Annotated in this window: 16 protein-coding genes and 1 tRNA gene; 6 read left to right on the forward strand and 11 right to left on the reverse strand. The window is 62.6% G+C overall.

The features are described from left to right. Positions 1-12: 12 nt before the first annotated feature. The 7 genes from RQ865_RS04910 to RQ865_RS04940 form a co-directional block, all read right to left on the reverse strand. On the reverse strand, positions 13-492 hold the full coding sequence (locus RQ865_RS04910) for a hypothetical protein (protein WP_311478002.1): 480 nt from the start codon (positions 490-492) through the stop codon (positions 13-15). A gap of 3 nt (positions 493-495) precedes the next feature. Continuing rightward, positions 496-2,124 (reverse strand): alpha/beta hydrolase, encoded by a 1,629-nt coding sequence (locus RQ865_RS04915; RefSeq protein WP_311478003.1) that lies wholly within the window; start codon positions 2,122-2,124, stop codon positions 496-498. Between the two features lie 11 nt (positions 2,125-2,135). Further along, positions 2,136-2,453, reverse strand: coding sequence for a hypothetical protein (locus RQ865_RS04920; protein WP_311478004.1), 318 nt, complete (start codon positions 2,451-2,453; stop codon positions 2,136-2,138). A 57-nt stretch (positions 2,454-2,510) separates the two neighbouring features. After that, complete coding sequence (locus tag RQ865_RS04925) at positions 2,511-3,575, reverse strand: FUSC family protein (RefSeq protein ID WP_311478005.1); 1,065 nt, start codon at positions 3,573-3,575, stop codon at positions 2,511-2,513. An 88-nt stretch (positions 3,576-3,663) separates the two neighbouring features. Then, positions 3,664-6,198, reverse strand: coding sequence for a hypothetical protein (locus tag RQ865_RS04930; protein WP_311478006.1), 2,535 nt, complete (start codon positions 6,196-6,198; stop codon positions 3,664-3,666). A 117-nt stretch (positions 6,199-6,315) separates the two neighbouring features. Beyond that, on the reverse strand, positions 6,316-7,908 hold the full coding sequence (locus RQ865_RS04935; RefSeq protein ID WP_311478007.1) for a methyltransferase: 1,593 nt from the start codon (positions 7,906-7,908) through the stop codon (positions 6,316-6,318). A 435-nt stretch (positions 7,909-8,343) separates the two neighbouring features. After that, positions 8,344-9,351: an LLM class flavin-dependent oxidoreductase gene (locus tag RQ865_RS04940; protein ID WP_311478008.1), complete on the reverse strand. Its 1,008-nt coding sequence runs from the start codon at positions 9,349-9,351 to the stop codon at positions 8,344-8,346. 119 nt (positions 9,352-9,470) lie between these two features. Here RQ865_RS04940 and RQ865_RS04945 point away from each other — a divergent pair, with 119 nt between their 5' ends. From RQ865_RS04945 to RQ865_RS04955, 3 genes are read left to right on the forward strand one after another with little or no spacing between them, the layout of a single operon-like run. After that, positions 9,471-10,541, forward strand: coding sequence for a trypsin-like peptidase domain-containing protein (locus tag RQ865_RS04945; protein ID WP_311478009.1), 1,071 nt, complete (start codon positions 9,471-9,473; stop codon positions 10,539-10,541). Then, entirely contained in the window at positions 10,538-11,467 is a 930-nt protein-coding gene (locus RQ865_RS04950) for a hypothetical protein (protein WP_311478010.1), read from the forward strand. The genes RQ865_RS04945 and RQ865_RS04950 overlap by 4 nt, the downstream gene beginning before the upstream one ends. A gap of 20 nt (positions 11,468-11,487) precedes the next feature. Further along, a complete protein-coding gene (locus tag RQ865_RS04955) occupies positions 11,488-12,141 on the forward strand; it encodes a DUF4333 domain-containing protein (protein ID WP_311478011.1) in 654 nt (217 codons plus the stop codon). Between the two features lie 18 nt (positions 12,142-12,159). Here RQ865_RS04955 and RQ865_RS04960 read toward each other — a convergent pair whose 3' ends face one another. From RQ865_RS04960 to RQ865_RS04975, 4 genes are read right to left on the reverse strand one after another with little or no spacing between them, the layout of a single operon-like run. Beyond that, a complete protein-coding gene (locus tag RQ865_RS04960) occupies positions 12,160-13,233 on the reverse strand; it encodes a VIT1/CCC1 transporter family protein (protein ID WP_311478012.1) in 1,074 nt (357 codons plus the stop codon). 55 nt (positions 13,234-13,288) lie between these two features. Next, complete coding sequence (locus RQ865_RS04965) at positions 13,289-13,921, reverse strand: NUDIX domain-containing protein (protein WP_311478013.1); 633 nt, start codon at positions 13,919-13,921, stop codon at positions 13,289-13,291. Positions 13,922-13,933: 12 nt separating this feature from the next. Then, positions 13,934-14,539, reverse strand: a complete 606-nt coding sequence (dcd, locus tag RQ865_RS04970) for a dCTP deaminase (RefSeq protein ID WP_311478014.1) — start codon at positions 14,537-14,539, stop codon at positions 13,934-13,936. A 59-nt stretch (positions 14,540-14,598) separates the two neighbouring features. After that, the gene (locus tag RQ865_RS04975; RefSeq protein WP_311478015.1) at positions 14,599-15,117 is read right to left on the reverse strand and encodes a ferritin; all 519 of its coding nucleotides are present in this window, start codon (positions 15,115-15,117) and stop codon (positions 14,599-14,601) included. Positions 15,118-15,285: 168 nt separating this feature from the next. Between RQ865_RS04975 and RQ865_RS04980 the strand changes: the two genes are divergently transcribed. From RQ865_RS04980 to RQ865_RS04990, 3 genes are all read left to right on the forward strand, one after another. Continuing rightward, a tRNA-Gly gene (locus tag RQ865_RS04980) sits at positions 15,286-15,359 on the forward strand. A 269-nt stretch (positions 15,360-15,628) separates the two neighbouring features. Next, positions 15,629-16,018: a BlaI/MecI/CopY family transcriptional regulator gene (locus RQ865_RS04985; protein ID WP_311478016.1), complete on the forward strand. Its 390-nt coding sequence runs from the start codon at positions 15,629-15,631 to the stop codon at positions 16,016-16,018. A 3-nt stretch (positions 16,019-16,021) separates the two neighbouring features. Then, a complete protein-coding gene (locus RQ865_RS04990; RefSeq protein ID WP_311478017.1) occupies positions 16,022-16,849 on the forward strand; it encodes a M56 family metallopeptidase in 828 nt (275 codons plus the stop codon). Positions 16,850-16,884: the final 35 nt, after the last annotated feature.

The raw sequence follows: 16,884 nt of genomic DNA on the forward strand, positions 1-16,884 counted from the left end.
ATTGGTGGGCGGTTAGCCCTCGTGTCCGGTCTGTTCGCGTGGCAGCAGCGGGGCCGAGCTTGCGGTGATACCGGTGTGGCTATCAGCTTTCACCGTGGCCCACACGTAGCCGCCATTGAGCTCATCCACCCACACCGCGCGCTCGGTGTCGCCGATACCGAAGCCGCTGCGCTGCGCTCGCGAAAAACCGAGCGGCGGAAAGATACGGTTGCCGATCTGAATGATCGTTTCAATTGGCATTGGCTGGCCACGAACAGGGCTCGTGTGCACCACAACCGCCATCCGCCCGTCTTCAACCCGCGTGGGGGTCAGGTATTGCGGCGGCTGAGTGATGTCACGAATCCATTCGCCCGCGCCGCTGGCGCTCACGCGCTTTTGGAAGCTTTCGATACGCGGCACAATCTGCTCGAAATACTCCTCAGCGCACTGACGGTTAGCGAGGTCGATATCGTCGCCAAAATCACCAAAAAGGTCGTTATGGAGGGGGGACATAGCTTATTTATTCCCTGCAATAACGGCGGCGAAGTCAGACAGGATGCCCGTTGAGTCTTGCCCCTCGGGAGTCTTCAGATAGGTGGAGTGGCGCGAGAACGGGTCGAGCGACCGGTGGTTACGGATCCCGTCGTCGCCCGACAGATGCTCAATACCATCGACCTTGGTGGGGTTCTTGCCGAATGAGCCGTCTGGGCCCATTCCCTGCACCCAGTCGTGGCTGTCGACGGCCGACACATAGGCTTGGCCCGCGACGTTATATTCGCGCGCATCCTGAACGCCCGACCCTGGCGATCCGAACATCACCAGATCATCCACGACACCGACATTGACGTCACGCATACCCATACCCGCGGTGGTAGAGCCATATGAGTGCCCGAAGACAGTCATCCTGGGATCGCCATGCTCGCCGTAGGCACGCGAGGCGTGCACCCCCTCAACGAACCGGTTGAGGTTACCAGCGCCGTCGGTAGCTCGACCGGTCGATGCAACTTCCACCGGGTTCTGCGGTGCGTCATAACCGATCCAAGACACCATCGCGATGTCGCTACTGTCAATACCCTGCTCAATCGAGGTGATGTTTCGCAGGCGCGTCATGTCAGAAACCATTCCCGGCAGTGAGTCACGCACTGTCGTGTTCATACCCGGCACGAGGGTTGCCACATACTTGGCCGAGTCGATGTCGCCGGTGGCGATTGCCGCGCGCACACCTTCACTGCCCGAAGCATCGAGCAACAGCAGCTGACCGCCCGCAGCGCGCGTGTCACGAATCGTGTTCAGGTCGTCGAGTCGCTCTTTGGCATCCAGATAGGCCTTGTACGTCAAGGGAGACTCTGGATCCATGCGCCACTGTTTTTCGGCTTCCGCCAGCTGTTTTTCAGCGTCTTCGATCAGCCCGGGCAGCCGATTCATGTTCGCTTTGTCGCGTGAGCGGCCATCGATGCCGTCGAGATTTCCGATGGCCTCGGGATGGTGCTCGATGATCTGCTGCTGCTCTTCAAGTGAAAGCGAGTTCCACCAGGCCGCAACCTCTCGGTCACTCCATCCCGGCTGCGGCAGATCGGGCAGGCCCTGCGCAAACGCATCGGCGCCCTCAGCTTTCACATCACCACGCTCAACCGCGGCGAGTCGATCGTGATAGGCATCATCCACTTCGCGCGCACGGCGCACCGAATCGGTAACATCACCACTGAGCTGCTCGCGATCAGCGTTTGCCTCGAACTGCTGCTGCATCCCAGCCTGAAAGTTACTGCGCAGGTACTCGTCGATTCTCTGCTGACGTGAAGGGGCGATCGAGACACTCCCCGACGAGTGAATCACCAGCTCTTTTATCGATTCAAAGCTTTGACACTCGTGCACCCGAGTTTCAACATCGGCAACCCCGCTCGCTGCCTGTGCGGTTGCCATGCTCAATTCACTCAGCAGTGACACCGAAAGATTGGTATCGTCCGAGCTCTTCGCGGTTGCCTTTTGCGCGGCCGAAACCGTCTCGCCGCGCGACTGCAGGGCGTTGCGGGCGTCGTCGAGATCATCTGCCGCATCGCGCAGACCATTGCCGCGCTCATTGAGATCGCCCACCGTTGTGTCGAGGGCAGATGGGTGCCATCCAAGAATGTCCTGCCAGCTAACCATTGCCGTATCTCCTAATTCTGGTATCCGGATACGGTGCACACAGAAGAAAACTTATCGCCCAGCGCTTCGTCGGCGGCGACGAAATCGCGGTCGGCAGCACGGCACGAGTCACCGTCTTTGGTGAGTTGTTTCGAGATCGCGCGACAGCGGTCATCCACCGACCTTCCGGCCGCCACTGCTTTGCTGCCAGACTTAGCGCCCGGCATAGCGGTGGCAACGGAACCGAGGAGCGAGGCCGTGTCGGTGGCCTTGAGAATTTCCGCGCTCGCCGAGTCAAGCTGACCAGCAAGTTTGGGCAATTCGCCCGCGACGATTTCGACGTCGGCCATATGCTTCTCCTTTTCCGCAGTGCGGCGAGATTATACCCGCAATGAGTAGCGTTGTCGTTACAGTTGTTCACCAAGCAAGATTTCTCGAATGCGTCGCTGGTCTTCCATGAGTGAACCAATCAAAATCCAGTTTTCTGATTTTGGCGGGCGAATCTGCAGCGGCGCGGTAAGAGCCGGGATGGCCGAAGTGATCGGTTCGGGGTTCACATCCGCCTCGAACACCGCCAGACGCACATCATGCGCTTGACGGCGCAGCTGCTCGGCAATTTGCGCGGATGCGGGCTCGTCGATGATCGAGTCGCTGTAGTGGTCGAACACCGCGCGAGTCATCCCCACCACCCGATTCACGATGGGACTGAGCTGATCGTTGAGCAGGTCGCGCATCTGACGCAGTTCGCGGTGATGTTTCGAACGCCGCGGATTCATGGTGAGCGACTCATCGGCATCAGCGATGCATTCGATTGCTTTATCACGCATCGGTCGTAGCAGTCGCGCCTCGATCATCAACTGCTGCAGCTGCGCCTGCTGGTATTCGGTGGTGAGCGCATCCGCCAGCCGGTTAAGCGCTTCGGCAACTTCGCCGCCAAGCACACGAAGCTGGTCGCGCGCTGCTTCGGTTTGCAGCGGCGGCACCAATAGCGCGTTGATCGCCAACCCGATAACGGCACCGAGGATGGTTTCGAGGATGCGGTCAACCGCATAGGTTTCGCTGGTTGCGCCCAGGGCGAGCACTAGCAGGGCGCTGATGGCGATCTGGTTGCTGGTGGGCGGGGTGGCACGAATCGCCCACCCCACACACAGCGCGAGCACGCAGGCCGCGAGGATGGTGACGCCACTCACACCGAACACCGCGCCGAGCACACTCGAAATCAGCACCCCGAGAACGGCCCCGATGGTGCGTTCAATACCGCGGGTGAGCGACTGGTTCACGCTCGGAGCCACAATCAACATTGCGGCGATGGCGGCGAACACCGGCGTATCGGTGCCCACGAGCCACTGCGCCACATACCAGGCGGTGATCACCGCGATCGCGGTTTTCAACACCTGTAGCAGCGGGCCTCGACGCTTAACGCGCAGGGCACTCGCCAGTTGTTGGCGGCGGCGGTTGTTGGTTGGTGACATCCTTTCCACTGTAGTCTTGAGCGCCCGGAAATAAGCTCGGGCCCAGCTGCGTTGCAGAAGCTGGGCCCGAGCTGCGCGTTATGCGCGGCTACTGCTGGTTCTTGCGAGCGTCAAGGTACTGCTTGACGGTGGGGTCGCCGGTCTGCTCGAGCCAGTCGAGCAGCTCTTGCGAGGCGGAGGGAGCTGCGGCCAGGTAGGGCCACAGTTCGCGGTGGTTCGCCATCGGGTGCAGTTCTGCCGCGGGTGTGTTCGGGTCGAGTGCCCGGCGAGCAAGAGCGGCAAGATCAACATTGCCGTCTTGTTGGGCCTCGGGCTGCTGCGCGACCTCCGGCTGGGCGGCGGATGCAGCACCAGTTACCGGTTCAGCCGTCGCCGTTTCCGACTGCTGCGAGGTGGCCTGCTCGGTGACGCTAGCGTTGTCGGTCTGGTACTGCGCCCCGCTTTCGTTCTGATTATCAGCCTGTTCGCCGGGCTCCTCGGTCGAAACCGACTGGGGGTAGCCGGCAGCTTCCTGGGATGCTCCCTGCTGGCCATACTGCGATGTTGCAGCATCCTGTTGGCCGTACTGCGAGGCCGAAGCATCGGGCTGACCAAACTGCCCAGGCTGATCCTGCTGCTGGCCAAACTGACCAGGCTGGTCCTGCTGCTGACCGTACGGCTGCGAGGCCTGCTGGTTCCAATCCTGCTGCGGCTGCTGACCAAAACCACCCTGACCATACTGGCCCGGCTGACCCGCATCCTGCTGTCCATACTGCTGCGCGCCCTGCTGGCCATACTGGCCTTGCTGACCAGCATCCTGTTGCTGGCCGTACTGCTGCGCGCCCTGCTGGTTCCAATCCTGCTGCGGCTGCTGACCAAAACCACCCTGACCATACTGGCCCGACTGGCCAAACGGCTGGCCCGCATCCTGCTGACCAAACTGCGCAGGCTGGTTCTGCTGCTGACCGTACGGCTGCGAGGCCTGCTGGTTCCAACCCTGCTGCGGCTGCTGACCAAAACCACCCTGACCATACTGGCTCTGCTGACCGTAGCCACCAGCGAACTGCTGGCCACCAGCGTTCTGCAGCTGCAGCGCAAGACCACGCGAGCGGAAGAACTCTTTCATCTGCGGCTGGAAGAACACACCAGCCAGCACCACCAGCGGCAGCAGCACGAGCGTCGCCAGCAGGTGCACCGGAGCCACATTCGGGCCGAAATACGCCATGATGCTGCCATCGTCGTGGAGCTGAATCGCGGCAATAATCACCGCAACAAGACCGAGCACGGCGGCAGCACCGAGCGCAATGAGCAGCAGCATCTGCTTGGTGCTCTCACGGCGCTTGCCCAGCAGAATGTTGCCGAATACTGCGGCACCCCCGCCGAGGAGGGTGAACACCAGCAGCACAATCCAGAGCGCGGTGTCGGTGCCGCCCGAAACGAAGAATCCGACTGCTGAAAGCAGCACCGCAACGGCAACACCGCCGCCGGCGATCAGCGCGAGGCTCGCACCCGAGAACCAGCGAGCGGTCGGATCCATGGGCTTGCGGGTAGCAATGGTCGCGGGGCTGATCGCGATTGCACCCGCTACCGCGGCCATCGTGAGCGAATAACCCGAAGAGATTACCGACTCAATACCGCTACCCGAAAACAGCAGGCCGAACGTGCCGTCGAGCACCAGCGCGAGCCCAGCAGCCACACCGACCGCGAGCATCGCAATGCGGCCTGCTTCTGAACCCATCAGCATCAGCACGAGCGGCAAACCAACGATCGCCGCAACCAGCACAACACCGGCGAGCAGGTTCAAGAGCTGGTAGCCGACAGCCTCACTCGCGTAGCGGCTGCTCTGAGCCATGAGCATGATGCTCGTCACAATGCTGATTACCAGACCGAGACCGGTCACAGCCACTACGGCATAAGTGCCGATCTTGTTTACCAGTCGGTGCAGGCTGGCAGCAGGCGATTGGATGCCGCCCAGCGCAAGCAGCTCATAGTCACGCGGCTGGATGTTAAGCGCGCAACCAGCCAGACCGATCGCCATACCGGCGCCGACACCCGCTTGACCGGGGCCAACGCTCGTGCCGCTGCTCAGAGAAAAGGCAGTAACGATCTCGAGAATGATGTAAACGAGCGCGGCGATCAAATACGGCGCCTGCGTACCGAGTCGAATCAGATGCGCAACCTTCGGCGCCACCGGCACCATGCCGAAACGCACGAGCAGCATGAAGCCACCACCGAGCGCCGCCACAATCGCGGTGAGCACACCGGCAATTGAGGTGGCGGTGAGTGTCACACCGCCACGGCTCGCACCGAGGTTCCACACCATCACTAGCGCGATCAGCAGCAGAGCCGGGCCGCCGATATCGCGCACCCAGTCGAGCCAGGTTGCGCCCGGCATCGGCTGTGCCGGCGGACGCTGCGGCGCCTGCTGACCAAACTGGCCCTGCTGACCGTAGCCGGGCTGACCATATGGCTGCTGCGGCTGCTGACCATATGGCTGCTGCGGCTGCTGGCCGTATGGCGGCTGCTGCGGCTGCTGGCCATAGCCAGGCTGGCCGCCAAACTGCGGCTGCTGGCCGTAGCCGGGCTGCGGCTGCTGACCATAGGGCGGTTGGCCCTGCTGGTAGTTCGGGAAATCGTTTGACACGGCTGATTCTCCTTTGCACTGTCGGCAGCCCTGTTGGGGGAGTCAGGTGGAGCCTACCGGTTTAGGCAGCCACAAGCACAACCTGAGCCGAGATTTACAACAATCGGAGCATCCGAATTACCAATACAGCGGGGTGATGAAACCAAACGCCACCAACTCGCGAACATTGCGATCAAGCTGATCACGCAGCTGCGCATCCGATATCTCAAGCAGTCCCGAAAGCGCGGCCACAATCTGCGCACCGGTCAGTTCGCCGTCACACACCGAAACAAACGCGGCGAGTTCGGTTGACAGCGGATAGGTGCGTCGAAACGTGCCGCCCTGACGCAACAACATGGCATTGGGATGCTCCGAGTCGGGCAGCCGGTGCCGCTCCTCAGTCACATCGGGCGCCACCACATAGGTTTCGTCAAACAAATCCTGCTGGCCGTGCTGACGCAGCCAATCATCGGCACTGAACGCCGCTCGCACGCTGGCACCAAGCGGCTGCGCCAACTGATGCTCCAAGGTTTCGAACCGTCGCACCGGCTCGGCAACCGCAACCTCCGGCCGGTGCAACATGAGCATCCCCATCCCCACCGACTCAACCTCGCGCGCAGCAAAATCGTCAAGATAGCGCAGGAACTGCTCGCGCCACGATGTCAATTCGCGGTTCTCTTGCGCATCCTTCAGCCACATATCGGCGTATTCGATGCCGGAGGCACGCTCACGCTGCACCACCCAACAGTCGATATCGCCAGGCACCCAACCCTCAATGCGCGAGTGCCAGCTGCTATCACCACGGTGGATCTCCCAGTTGCCGAGCATCACCGCGATACCGCCCGGCCGCAGCTGCGCACCGAGACCGCGCATGAGCTCTTCAACAAGCCGATCACCGGGGCGGCCACCATCACGGTAGGTGTACTGGTCGTGATGCTGCTCACCGTCGGTGCGCGGTGTAATGACGAACGGTGGATTCGATACCACTAGGTCGAAAGTTTCGCCCTCGACCGGTTCGAGCAGGTCACCGATACGCAACTCCACCCGGTCGTTAAGCCGCTGCGGGTCGATGCCGAGCGTGTGTGCGTTCAGCAGCAGGTTGAATCGCGCGAACGCAATCGCCCGCGCAGAAATATCGGTGGCCACCACGCGGCGGGCGTGCGACAGCAGGTGCATGGTCTGCACCCCCATCCCCACCCCGAGATCGAGCGCCGAATCAACCCGATCACGCGGCGTGATCTGAGCCAGGTTTGTGGTGGCAGGGCCGATGCCAACAACATGGTCGCGGCGCAACGCCCGGTCGGCGGCGATCTGCACTCCGCCCAGGTCAGATGCGACCCACAGCTCGGCGTGATTCTCGGCATGAGCGACCGCGTAGGGGCGAATATCGATGCACGCCCGAACCCGGTTACTATCAGCCGGTTCGAGCAGCCCCACAGCGAGCTGATCGGCCACTGCGGGTAGCTGCTTGAGGGCCACCGGTTGGGCCAGCAAATACACCCGGATGAAAGCCGCGAGCGCATCCGCCGGCCCGCGGTCAACCGCCACCTCGGCGGGCAACAGCAGGTCGCGATCAAGCGCGGCGGTGGGTGCTTCGCCGAGGCGCTCACGCACCCCGTCGACGGTGTATCCCGCCTGCTGCAGGGCGGCGTGGATGCGAGCCAGCCGGTCGAGATCACTCGAGTCGGGGGCGTCGCTGGGGTCGTCAAAAATGATGGCTGATTCGGTCACGCTGCCATTGTGGCAGCCTGCCGCGCCGCGCTCGCTCGTCCTGCACCAGCCAGCTCTACGCTGCACCCACCAGCCCTGCGTCAGCTCTACGCTGCACCCACCAGCCCTGCAGATTTTTGTTTCCTGACTGCATCCCGGTTGCTGAAAATTGTTTCCTGACTGCATCCCGGTTGCTGAAAATTGTTTCCTGACTGCAAATCGGCCGTATTCGCGCCTTTTCCGACCAAAAATCGCCAGAATGCAGCCAAAAAACAAAAATCAGGAAACAAATTTCTGAGGCCAGGAAACAAAATTCGCCAGCCGGTACGCGGTGCGAGGATGCAGCCGGAACTAGCATCGGAGATGCAGGGCGGCAGCAGGACGCGGCCGGGGCTAGCGACGGGGATGCAGGGCGGCGGCAGGCTGCAGCCGAAGCGGCGCCGGATGCGGCGAGAGCTACGGTTGCAGCGGCGCGAGCGCCGAAAGGGTCTCGAGCCGGTCGACGAGCGAGTAGGCGTTGATGGCGAGCAGCAGCTCGTCGGCACCGGTGCGCTCAACAAGTTCGGCAAGCCCGTCGCGCACCGTTTCGGCAGTGCCGACATACTGGTTCCCCTTCGACCGCTGCCACAGATCGGTGTGCTCGACATCCACGGCGAACTCGGCAGCAGCCTCAGGCGAAAGCAACTTGTCGAGCTTGCCGGCAAGCAGCTGGAAGCGAGAAACGCGCTGAGTCACATCCAACCGCTGCGCTTCGGCCTCGGTGCCAGCCACCAAAACCGACGCGCTAATCATGAACTGTGGCTGTTCTTGCCTTGCAGATGGGGTGAAGTGCCGGCGATAGTGGTTGGCGGCGCTGACCGCATCCCCGCCCATATTGAAGTGGTTGGCGTACGCATACGGCAGCCCCATCGCCCCGGCCAGTTCAGCCGAGAACAGACTCGAGCCGAGCAACCAAACCTCCGGCGAGTGGGGAATATCGGCCGCTGCGTGCAGCCGGTGGCGCAAATTCCCCGTCACCGCACCGTTGGCGGGGTCGAGATAGTGCATGATCTCGACCACATCGTTCGGGTAGCGCTGCACCGCCTCTTGCGAGGTGTCGCGGCGAAGTGCGGCGGCGGTGACCGGGTCGGTGCCGGGAGCGCGGCCCAGACCCAGGTCGATACGGTCGGGATACATCGCCTCAAGCAGCGCGAACTGCTCGGCAACCACAAACGGGGCATGGTTCGGCAGCATGACGCCACCCGACCCGAGCCGGATGCGTTCAGTGTCGCTGCCGAGCCAGGCCAGCGCCACCGCGGGCGAGGTCGACGCAATCGCTCGCGTGTTGTGGTGTTCTGCCACCCAATAGCGGTGGTAGCCGAGCCGATCGGCGGCCCGCACCATCTCGCGCGCGTCACGAAGCGCATCATGCGGGGTTTGATTTTGTGTCAGCGGAATGAGATCGAGCAGTGAGATTCGAGGCATGCTTCAGAGCACATCATGAATTGCTGATTGCATCTCGAGATCGATGCGCAACCTTAGCCACCTACGATGAGATAGTGAGGTTGGGGGCAATGCCCCGTAGATCAGTTTTCGGAGGATGTATGGGCGTTCGCCACCTGCGCACCGCGCTAGCTGCCGCAGCTGCAATCGTCACCCTCACCCTCACCGGCTGCTCCACCAGTTTCTCGGTGCAGGCCTCGCCGGGTGGCTATCAACCTTTTTTGCCGGTGCCGAAGAGCAGCGATTCGGGGCTGCGAGAAGAGTTCGAACTTTCACCGCAAGAGTCGCACGAGTTTTGGAGCGACCCCAATAAACTGCGCAACGCCGAGGGGATGGAGTTCCAGGTTCCCGACAATGGCCTACCCTCCGGGCCCGGCGATCCGGCAACCGGGGCCAGCCGCCCCGCAACCGCACCGATGCCCGCTTCACCCAAGGGGCTCGGGGTGATCTCGGATGCCGAACTCTACGATCGTTCGGGGCTTGGCGCAAGCGCGTTCGGGCGCCTCTACTTCACGTTTGACGGTGTTTCGCTGAATGTGTGTTCGGCCACCGTTGTTAATTCTGATTCGGGCGATATCGTCGTCACCGCCGCGCACTGTGTGGTGTCAACCGACGGCAAGGGCACACTCGCCGAATCGATGATTTTTGTTCCTGGCGATCGCAATAATGCCGAGGAGGCCCCGTATGGCATGTGGGCTGCTGTGAGTGTGTCGGTGCCGCAGGAGTTTGTCGATAAAGCCATCACCGACGACTCGGGGGTGCTGACCTCAGACGAAGGCTGGAACTACGACTTCGCGTTCCTCAAGATGGAAGAACAAAACGGTCGCTCCATCCAAGAGGTGACGGGGGCGCAGGGCATTGCTTTCGGCATTCCCACCGACACCCTGACTCAGGTGGGATACCCGTCGGCGCCTCCATTTGATGGGCTCGACGAGTATGTCTGCGCTTCAACCGAGTACGCATCGAACTGGCAGGGCGGTTATGCACACACCTGCAATATGACTCAGGGTTCATCCGGTGGCGGCTGGCTCACCAAATATGATGCCGCGTCGGGCACGGGCTATGTGGTGGGCGTCACCTCAACCGTGATGCTCAACACCTCCACCGCTAACGCTTCGGTGTTGGGGCAGACCGCACTGAACCTCTACCGAGACCTGGACGGACAATCATGATGCGCGCATCCTGGCGTCGCGGCATCGCGGCGGGCCTCAGCTCGGTGCTGGTCGCATCCCTACTGGTGGGATGCACCCCGAGTTTCGAAATCAAACCCTGGGCCGTTGCCGACCACGATGAAAAAGTCGCCTACCACGCGGATGCCGGCGAGAAACTCCTCAATCTCGACGCTACTGCCAGCCTCACCAAGATTGAGTCGTTCCAGGCCACCGGATATATGCATATCGAATCGGATTCGCACGGCTCGGCACACTTCGAATACCTCACTTCGGTTGAGGGTGAGAACTACGTCTCGCGTCGGGTGTCGTCACTCGAAGGCGACTCGTTCGACCAGTCGCACCAGGCCGGCTCGCCGTACACCTACTTTTTGTTGGGTGATCGCTATAAGAAGCAGCTTGCCGGGGGCAAAACCTGGGTGCAGCTACCGATGGGTGATCTCGACCGGATGCGCAATGCCGAGTCGAACTGCACGCTCTACTCGGTGGCCTATATGTGCTTCCTCGTGAAGGCCTGGAACAACACCAAACAGCAGGACGACAATGTTCCGGTGCAACTGTCACGCAGCTCCAATGGCGACCAACACTTCGCCACCGCGGTGAGCTATGAGGCGCTGTCGGATGTGGGTTTGATTCCATCCGACGGGCAGTTCGATGGCTTCCTCGCCGAAAAAACGCGTGCCATGAAGCTGCCGCTGCATCTGTGGGTGAATAGCGACGGTGCCGTCACCAAGATCGAAGTGAACGGCACACTCACCGGTGATGATGGCCATACACTGCGCCTGCAGATCGGTTTCGAGATGACCGCAACGGCACCCTCAGGGTCGATGAAGCCGGTGGCTGACGATGCGATCCCCGGCAATGATGTGTTGCGAATCACCACTCGGCAGCAGCTTGATGAGTTCCTTAACCGGCTCAACTCGATGTGATGGTTTGAGAGGAAAAACTGATGACCACTCCCCCAAATCACCCGCAGGATCCGCGCTTTACGCGGCCGATGCCGCAGCAGCCGCACAGTAACCCACCCCAGCAGCCTCACGGTAACCGAACCCAGCAGCCGTTCGGCGGTGTGCCCCAGCAGGCTGCCGGTCAGCGCCCCGGCCAACAGCAGGCGCCGGCGCCGCGCTGGCAACCGGTGCCCAAGGCCCCGTCGAGCACTCCCCCCGCAGCGCCGCCGGCCGCCCCCGCACCCCTGAGCTCATACACCAGCGGTAAAGCAAGCTACGGCACCCCCACCCCGATGAAGTGGGAAGAACCGAAAAAACGTAAAACTCGCAAGCCCGGGCGCGGTGCCCGGCGCACCGTCGCCGTGCTGTCGCTGCTGCTGCCGCTGGGCATCGTCGGTGGCGCCGCAGCCGGTTTCTTCTTCGCCAACCAGGTGTTCAGCTATAACGAGAGCAAGCTCGAATCGGAAGTCGCCAACGTGCTGCGTGATGACTTCGGGCTCACCGATGTTGAAAAGGTCAACTGCCCAGCCTGGGTGAAGGTAGAGCAGGGCAATTCGTTCCAGTGCGAGTTTGAGTACAACGAGGGCACCCAAACCGTGACCGTCACGCAGTCGGCACAGTCTGGGCAGCTCATCGTCGGCGCGCCCGAAAACTAACCCGTCGCCCCCGGTCAGCTAAGCCGCGACCACGCCGCCGAATGCCAGACCCAGCAGATAGGTGACGGCCGCGGCCCCGTATCCGATCAGCAGCTGCCGAAGCGCACGCTTCCAGGGCGAAGCGCCCGACAGCACCCCGACCACGCCACCGGTGAGCAGCAGCGCCGCCCCCACGATAACCGCGGCCACCAGCACTGCCGGCAGCCCGTGCATCCCGAACAGCCACGGCAGCACCGGGATAATCGCGCCGGCGGCGAAGAACAGGAAGCTCGAGATCGCGGCTCCCCACGGCGTGCCGAGTTCTTCGTGCGCATCGGCCTGATCTGTGTGCCGCTCCGCCGCATCCAGGCGGGCGAACATGCTCGCGGCGCGGGTGGCGGCCTCTTCACGCGTCATCCCCCGGGCGCGGTACACGAGTTCGAGTTCGTTGGCGTTCACATCCAGCAGCGGAATCTGCTCGGCGGTGCTGACACGAGGGGTGGATGCGGCCAGCAATTCACGCTGCGACGACACCGACACAAACTCACCGGCGCCCATCGATAGTGCACCGGCGAGCAATCCCGCGATACCGGTTGCCAGCACGAGCGGAGCTGGGGCGCCGGTTGCGCCGATGCCGAGCACCAGCGCGAGGTTTGACACTAGGCCGTCGTTAAGACCGAACACGGCCGCCCGGAATGTGCCACTCATCCGGGCTCGAGACCGGGTAGCGAGCGAACGCACCACCTCTTCGTGGATGTGTTCATCGGCCGCCATTTGCGCGGTGGCGTCGGGGTCGGCCGCGTAGGGTGAACGTGCCTCAGCGTTTTGCATTAGCGCGAGCGTGAACACCGAACCGAATCGGCGGCTAAAGCGGGCAAACAATCGCGTTGCCAGGTCAGCTTTCGGTGGCCGCGGCTCCGTGGCATGTTCGCCAAGCAGCGCCACCCAGTGCGCTTCGTGCCGCCCCTCGGCTTCGGCAAGCTCGAGCAGAATCTCACGCTCTTCACCGGTGCGCCGTTTGGCGAGCGCGCGATAGGTGGCCGCCTCAGCGCGTTCGTTGGCAAGGTAGCGGCGCCAACGTCGAATCTGCTGTGGCGTGGGGGCGGTCGACATGCGAACACTTTCACGAGTGTGGGCGATAACCTCTCCAGCCTAGGCCCTGTGGCCGTTAGCGAACCGGAATTATCCGTTCACCATCACGCAGCTCACACAGCGGGTCGGATGCGAGCGCCGCGCGAATCGCGTCGCGGTGCACCTGTCGCATCGGCGGCAGCAGGTTGCTCGGCCACCAGCGCACCTGTCGCGACTCGTCATCTCCCACCCCCGCACTGCCGCCGAGATAGCGGCAGCGGAACACGAGCCCGGTGTACTGCGCAATATCACCGTTGGCGTGCGTGACCTGATCGGTGACGTGCACCTGCGCCAACCGTTCGATTGCTGCATCCACGCGGGTTTCTTCAAGCGTCTCGCGAACGGCGGTGATCGCCGGATGTTCGCCGGGGTCGACCACACCAGTCACCGGTGCCCACAGGCCGTCGTCTGCCCGTTGCACGAGCAGAATATCTTCGCTGCCGTCGCCCGCCGACCATCGCTGCCGGTCAACTGATCGAAGCCCCCGCCCAACTCGAGGCGCCTGTGCGGCGGCGGCTGTGCCAGTTGACCGCTCGGCGGTTTCGGCGTCGGCGGTGGTTGCGGCATCGTCGGCGTGTGGGCGCAGCACCACCGCGGTGCAGCCGATCAGCCACAGCGGTGCGTGGCCGATTTTCGATCGCAGTTCAACAATGAATTCTGGGATGGGCATGGTGGCGAGCCGCTAGGCGCCGCGAGCGCCATCGTTGCGCTGCGAGACGTCGACGATGCTGAAGTTCTGGAACGAGCGGGATGCGGTGGGCCCGCGCTGTCCGAAATACCGCGACTGGTACTGCTTTGAGCCGTAGGGCACTTCGGCTTCCGACGAGAGTTGGAAGAAGCACAGCTGGCCGATCTTCATACCGGGCCACAGTTTGATTGGCAGGGTCGCAACGTTGGAGAGTTCGAGGGTGACGTGCCCCTGGAATCCGGGGTCGATGAAACCGGCGGTCGAATGGGTTAGCAGCCCGAGCCGTCCCAATGACGACTTTCCTTCGAGGCGGGCGGCAATGCCGTTGCCGAGCGTGACCTGCTCATAGGTGGCGGCGAGCACGAATTCGCCCGGATGCAGAATGAATGCCTCGGTGGGGGCGGTTTCGATCAGATGCGTGAGCTCGGGTTGTTCTTGCGCGGGGTCGATTGATGGGTACCGGTGGTTGTCGAACAGCCGGAAGTATCGATCGAGTCGAACGTCAACGCTCGCGGGCTGCACCATTTGCGGGTCCCACGGGTCGAGCGCGATAGTGCCGGCGTCGATCCCGGCGCGGATGTCACGGTCGCTGAGCAGCATAACGCCAGCGTAGTCACATCCGCGCCGGGATGCGCGGATTCTTCAGTGCCAGAGAGGCCCTATTCAGCTTCGGCGAGGTTTTCGCCGCCCGGGCGCGAGCCGAGTTCTTGGTCGAGTTTGAGCAGACCTGCACCGTCGTCGCCGATGAGTTTCACGCGGCCGATAATTTCGCTGACACTGGCTTCTTCTTCAAGCTGTTCGTCGATGAACCAGTGCAGCAATGGCAGTGAGTCGATATCGCCCTCGGCGGTGGCGATGCGGTAGAGGTTGCGGATGGCGTCAGAGACGCGCTTTTCTTGTGCGAGTGACGCTTCGAATGCTTCGAGCACTGTTTCTGCGTGTTCGGTCATGGCGTCGATCTGTTCGAGTTGCGGTCGGCCGCCACGGTCGAGCAGATGCTGCGCAAACTTGGCTGCGTGCACTCGCTCTTCGTCGGCTTGGGCTCGGAACCAGCTGGCGATTCCCGGAAGGTCGAGTGCTTCCATGTCGTATGCGAGCTGGTCATAGGCGAGCGCCGAGTGCTGCTCGAGGGTGACTTGGGTGTTTACTGCGGATGCGAGTTTGCCTTGGATTTCCATGATGCAACGCTACTGCTTTGAGTTGTGAATCGGCTTAATATTTCGGCGCTTTTTCACGGCCGCATCACGGGTTTTCGTATCCACGTGCCGCAGCCGCCGACGCGCATCACGACGGGATGCCCGCGCGGCTCGGTGCTATACTTCCATTCGCTGCACTGTGCAGCGTGTGGGGCTGTAGTTCAATGGTAGAACTTCTGCTTCCCAAGCAGACAGCGCGGGTTCGATTCCCGTCAGCCCCTCCACTCCGCCTTCGCCGCGGTGCGCCGCCGCCCACATCCGCGCCGCCCGCTTGGGCGTCCGCGCCGCATCCGCCGCTTTCCACTTCGGCACGCTCCGCCGCAGCGGGATTTGTGGGTCTCCGCGTCATTTGTACGTGGCACAACACACACAATTGACGCGGAGGCACACAGAAGGTGAATATCAGTGCGCGGGATGCGCGGCGGTGCGCGGGATGCGCCGCGGCGACGCGGCGATCTACATCATGTAGAGTATCGATAGAGCATTTGGAGGCATGATGGCTGGCGACCGCACCCGCGAACGCGGTGAACTCGAGGGTGAGGTCATGCAGATTCTCTGGGCCAGCGACGAAGCGATCAGCGCCCGCGACATCCAAGACCGATTCAGCGGCCGAACCCCCGCCTATACGACACTCATGACCGCGCTCGACCGGCTTGAGCGTAAAGGCCAGGTGCAGCGACAGGCCGAGTCGCCCCGCAAAGTGCGATTCAGCGCCACCCACAGCGCGGGCGAGCACGCCGGTGACCGCATGCTCACCGCGCTGAACAACACCGGAGATCGCGAGGCCGCACTGCTCCAGTTCGCGGGTAATCTCGATGAGGCCGATGTTGAGCTGCTGATGTCGGCGTTCAATCGGTCGAACCGAAAGCACAAGCGCCGCTAACCAATGATTGCCGCAGCGATCTCGCTCGCACTCGCACTCGTGTGCATCCTGGCAGTGCCCCCATTGCTGAGCCGGGCAACCTGGACGGTACACCGCCCCAAACTCGCGCTCGCACTGTGGTTTGCCGCTTTTTTCACCGGCTGCGCGCTCATACTCAACGCCCTGTTCGCGCTCGTTTTGTCGAGCCTCGACACCGCGAGCATCTCGACAGTGAGCGAGTCGCTTATCGTCACCGCCGCCGCTTGGGGTTCGCTAGCAATTATCGGTGGCGTGATCGCGATCGTTGCACAGGTCGACGAACCGCTACAGCACGCCCAAGACCGCGAGCGCATAGCCCTGGCCGATGCCGCACTTAATCTTGAAGAACGCCCGGGCTTCACCCTGGTGCTGGTTGCCAGCGACTCGCTCTTTGCCTGCTCGGTACCGGGTCGAAGCGCGCAGATCATGTATTCGACCGCGCTGGAAGCGCTGCTCAGCCCACCCGAGTTGCAGGCGGTAGTCGCGCACGAATACGCGCATTTGCGCGGTTCGCATCCACGCCTGATGCGTGTCGCCTCGGTGGCGGCGCGGCTGCTTCCAAGGTGGCTTCCTGCCGGGCGCGAGTTCAAGCGCGCAACTGCGCTGCTCATTGAACTCATTGCCGACGACACGGCTGGTAAGCAGGCGGGTGCCGCAAACCTCGCCAATGCGCTCGTCAAAATGGGGGATGCGACCGGGGATGCATCGCTTGAGGCACGCGCGATACGGCTCACTCTGCGCGTGTGGCCGCTGGGACGCAAACGGCGTCTTCCCGAACCCATCCGACTGCGACAATCTGCCAACCCGAGCTAGCGGGAATCCACCGCCGGAAAACACCTGGGGCCGAT

Source organism: uncultured Gulosibacter sp. (assembly GCF_963509965.1).
Lineage (GTDB): Bacteria > Actinomycetota > Actinomycetes > Actinomycetales > Microbacteriaceae > Gulosibacter.

What these genes read in the sequence shown, in the direction of transcription:
- RQ865_RS04910 (WP_311478002.1), bottom strand. Translation starts at nt 492, where the DNA reads ATGTCCCCCCTCCATAACGACCTTTTTGGTGATTTTGGCGACGATATC.
- RQ865_RS04915 (WP_311478003.1), bottom strand. Translation starts at nt 2,124, where the DNA reads ATGGTTAGCTGGCAGGACATTCTTGGATGGCACCCATCTGCCCTCGAC.
- RQ865_RS04920 (WP_311478004.1), bottom strand. Translation starts at nt 2,453, where the DNA reads ATGGCCGACGTCGAAATCGTCGCGGGCGAATTGCCCAAACTTGCTGGT.
- RQ865_RS04925 (WP_311478005.1), bottom strand. Translation starts at nt 3,575, where the DNA reads ATGTCACCAACCAACAACCGCCGCCGCCAACAACTGGCGAGTGCCCTG.
- RQ865_RS04940 (WP_311478008.1), bottom strand. Translation starts at nt 9,351, where the DNA reads ATGCCTCGAATCTCACTGCTCGATCTCATTCCGCTGACACAAAATCAA.
- RQ865_RS04945 (WP_311478009.1), top strand. Translation starts at nt 9,471, where the DNA reads ATGGGCGTTCGCCACCTGCGCACCGCGCTAGCTGCCGCAGCTGCAATC.
- RQ865_RS04950 (WP_311478010.1), top strand. Translation starts at nt 10,538, where the DNA reads ATGATGCGCGCATCCTGGCGTCGCGGCATCGCGGCGGGCCTCAGCTCG.
- RQ865_RS04955 (WP_311478011.1), top strand. Translation starts at nt 11,488, where the DNA reads ATGACCACTCCCCCAAATCACCCGCAGGATCCGCGCTTTACGCGGCCG.
- RQ865_RS04960 (WP_311478012.1), bottom strand. Translation starts at nt 13,233, where the DNA reads ATGTCGACCGCCCCCACGCCACAGCAGATTCGACGTTGGCGCCGCTAC.
- RQ865_RS04965 (WP_311478013.1), bottom strand. Translation starts at nt 13,921, where the DNA reads ATGCCCATCCCAGAATTCATTGTTGAACTGCGATCGAAAATCGGCCAC.
- dcd (WP_311478014.1), bottom strand. Translation starts at nt 14,539, where the DNA reads ATGCTGCTCAGCGACCGTGACATCCGCGCCGGGATCGACGCCGGCACT.
- RQ865_RS04975 (WP_311478015.1), bottom strand. Translation starts at nt 15,117, where the DNA reads ATGGAAATCCAAGGCAAACTCGCATCCGCAGTAAACACCCAAGTCACC.
- RQ865_RS04985 (WP_311478016.1), top strand. Translation starts at nt 15,629, where the DNA reads ATGATGGCTGGCGACCGCACCCGCGAACGCGGTGAACTCGAGGGTGAG.
- RQ865_RS04990 (WP_311478017.1), top strand. Translation starts at nt 16,022, where the DNA reads ATGATTGCCGCAGCGATCTCGCTCGCACTCGCACTCGTGTGCATCCTG.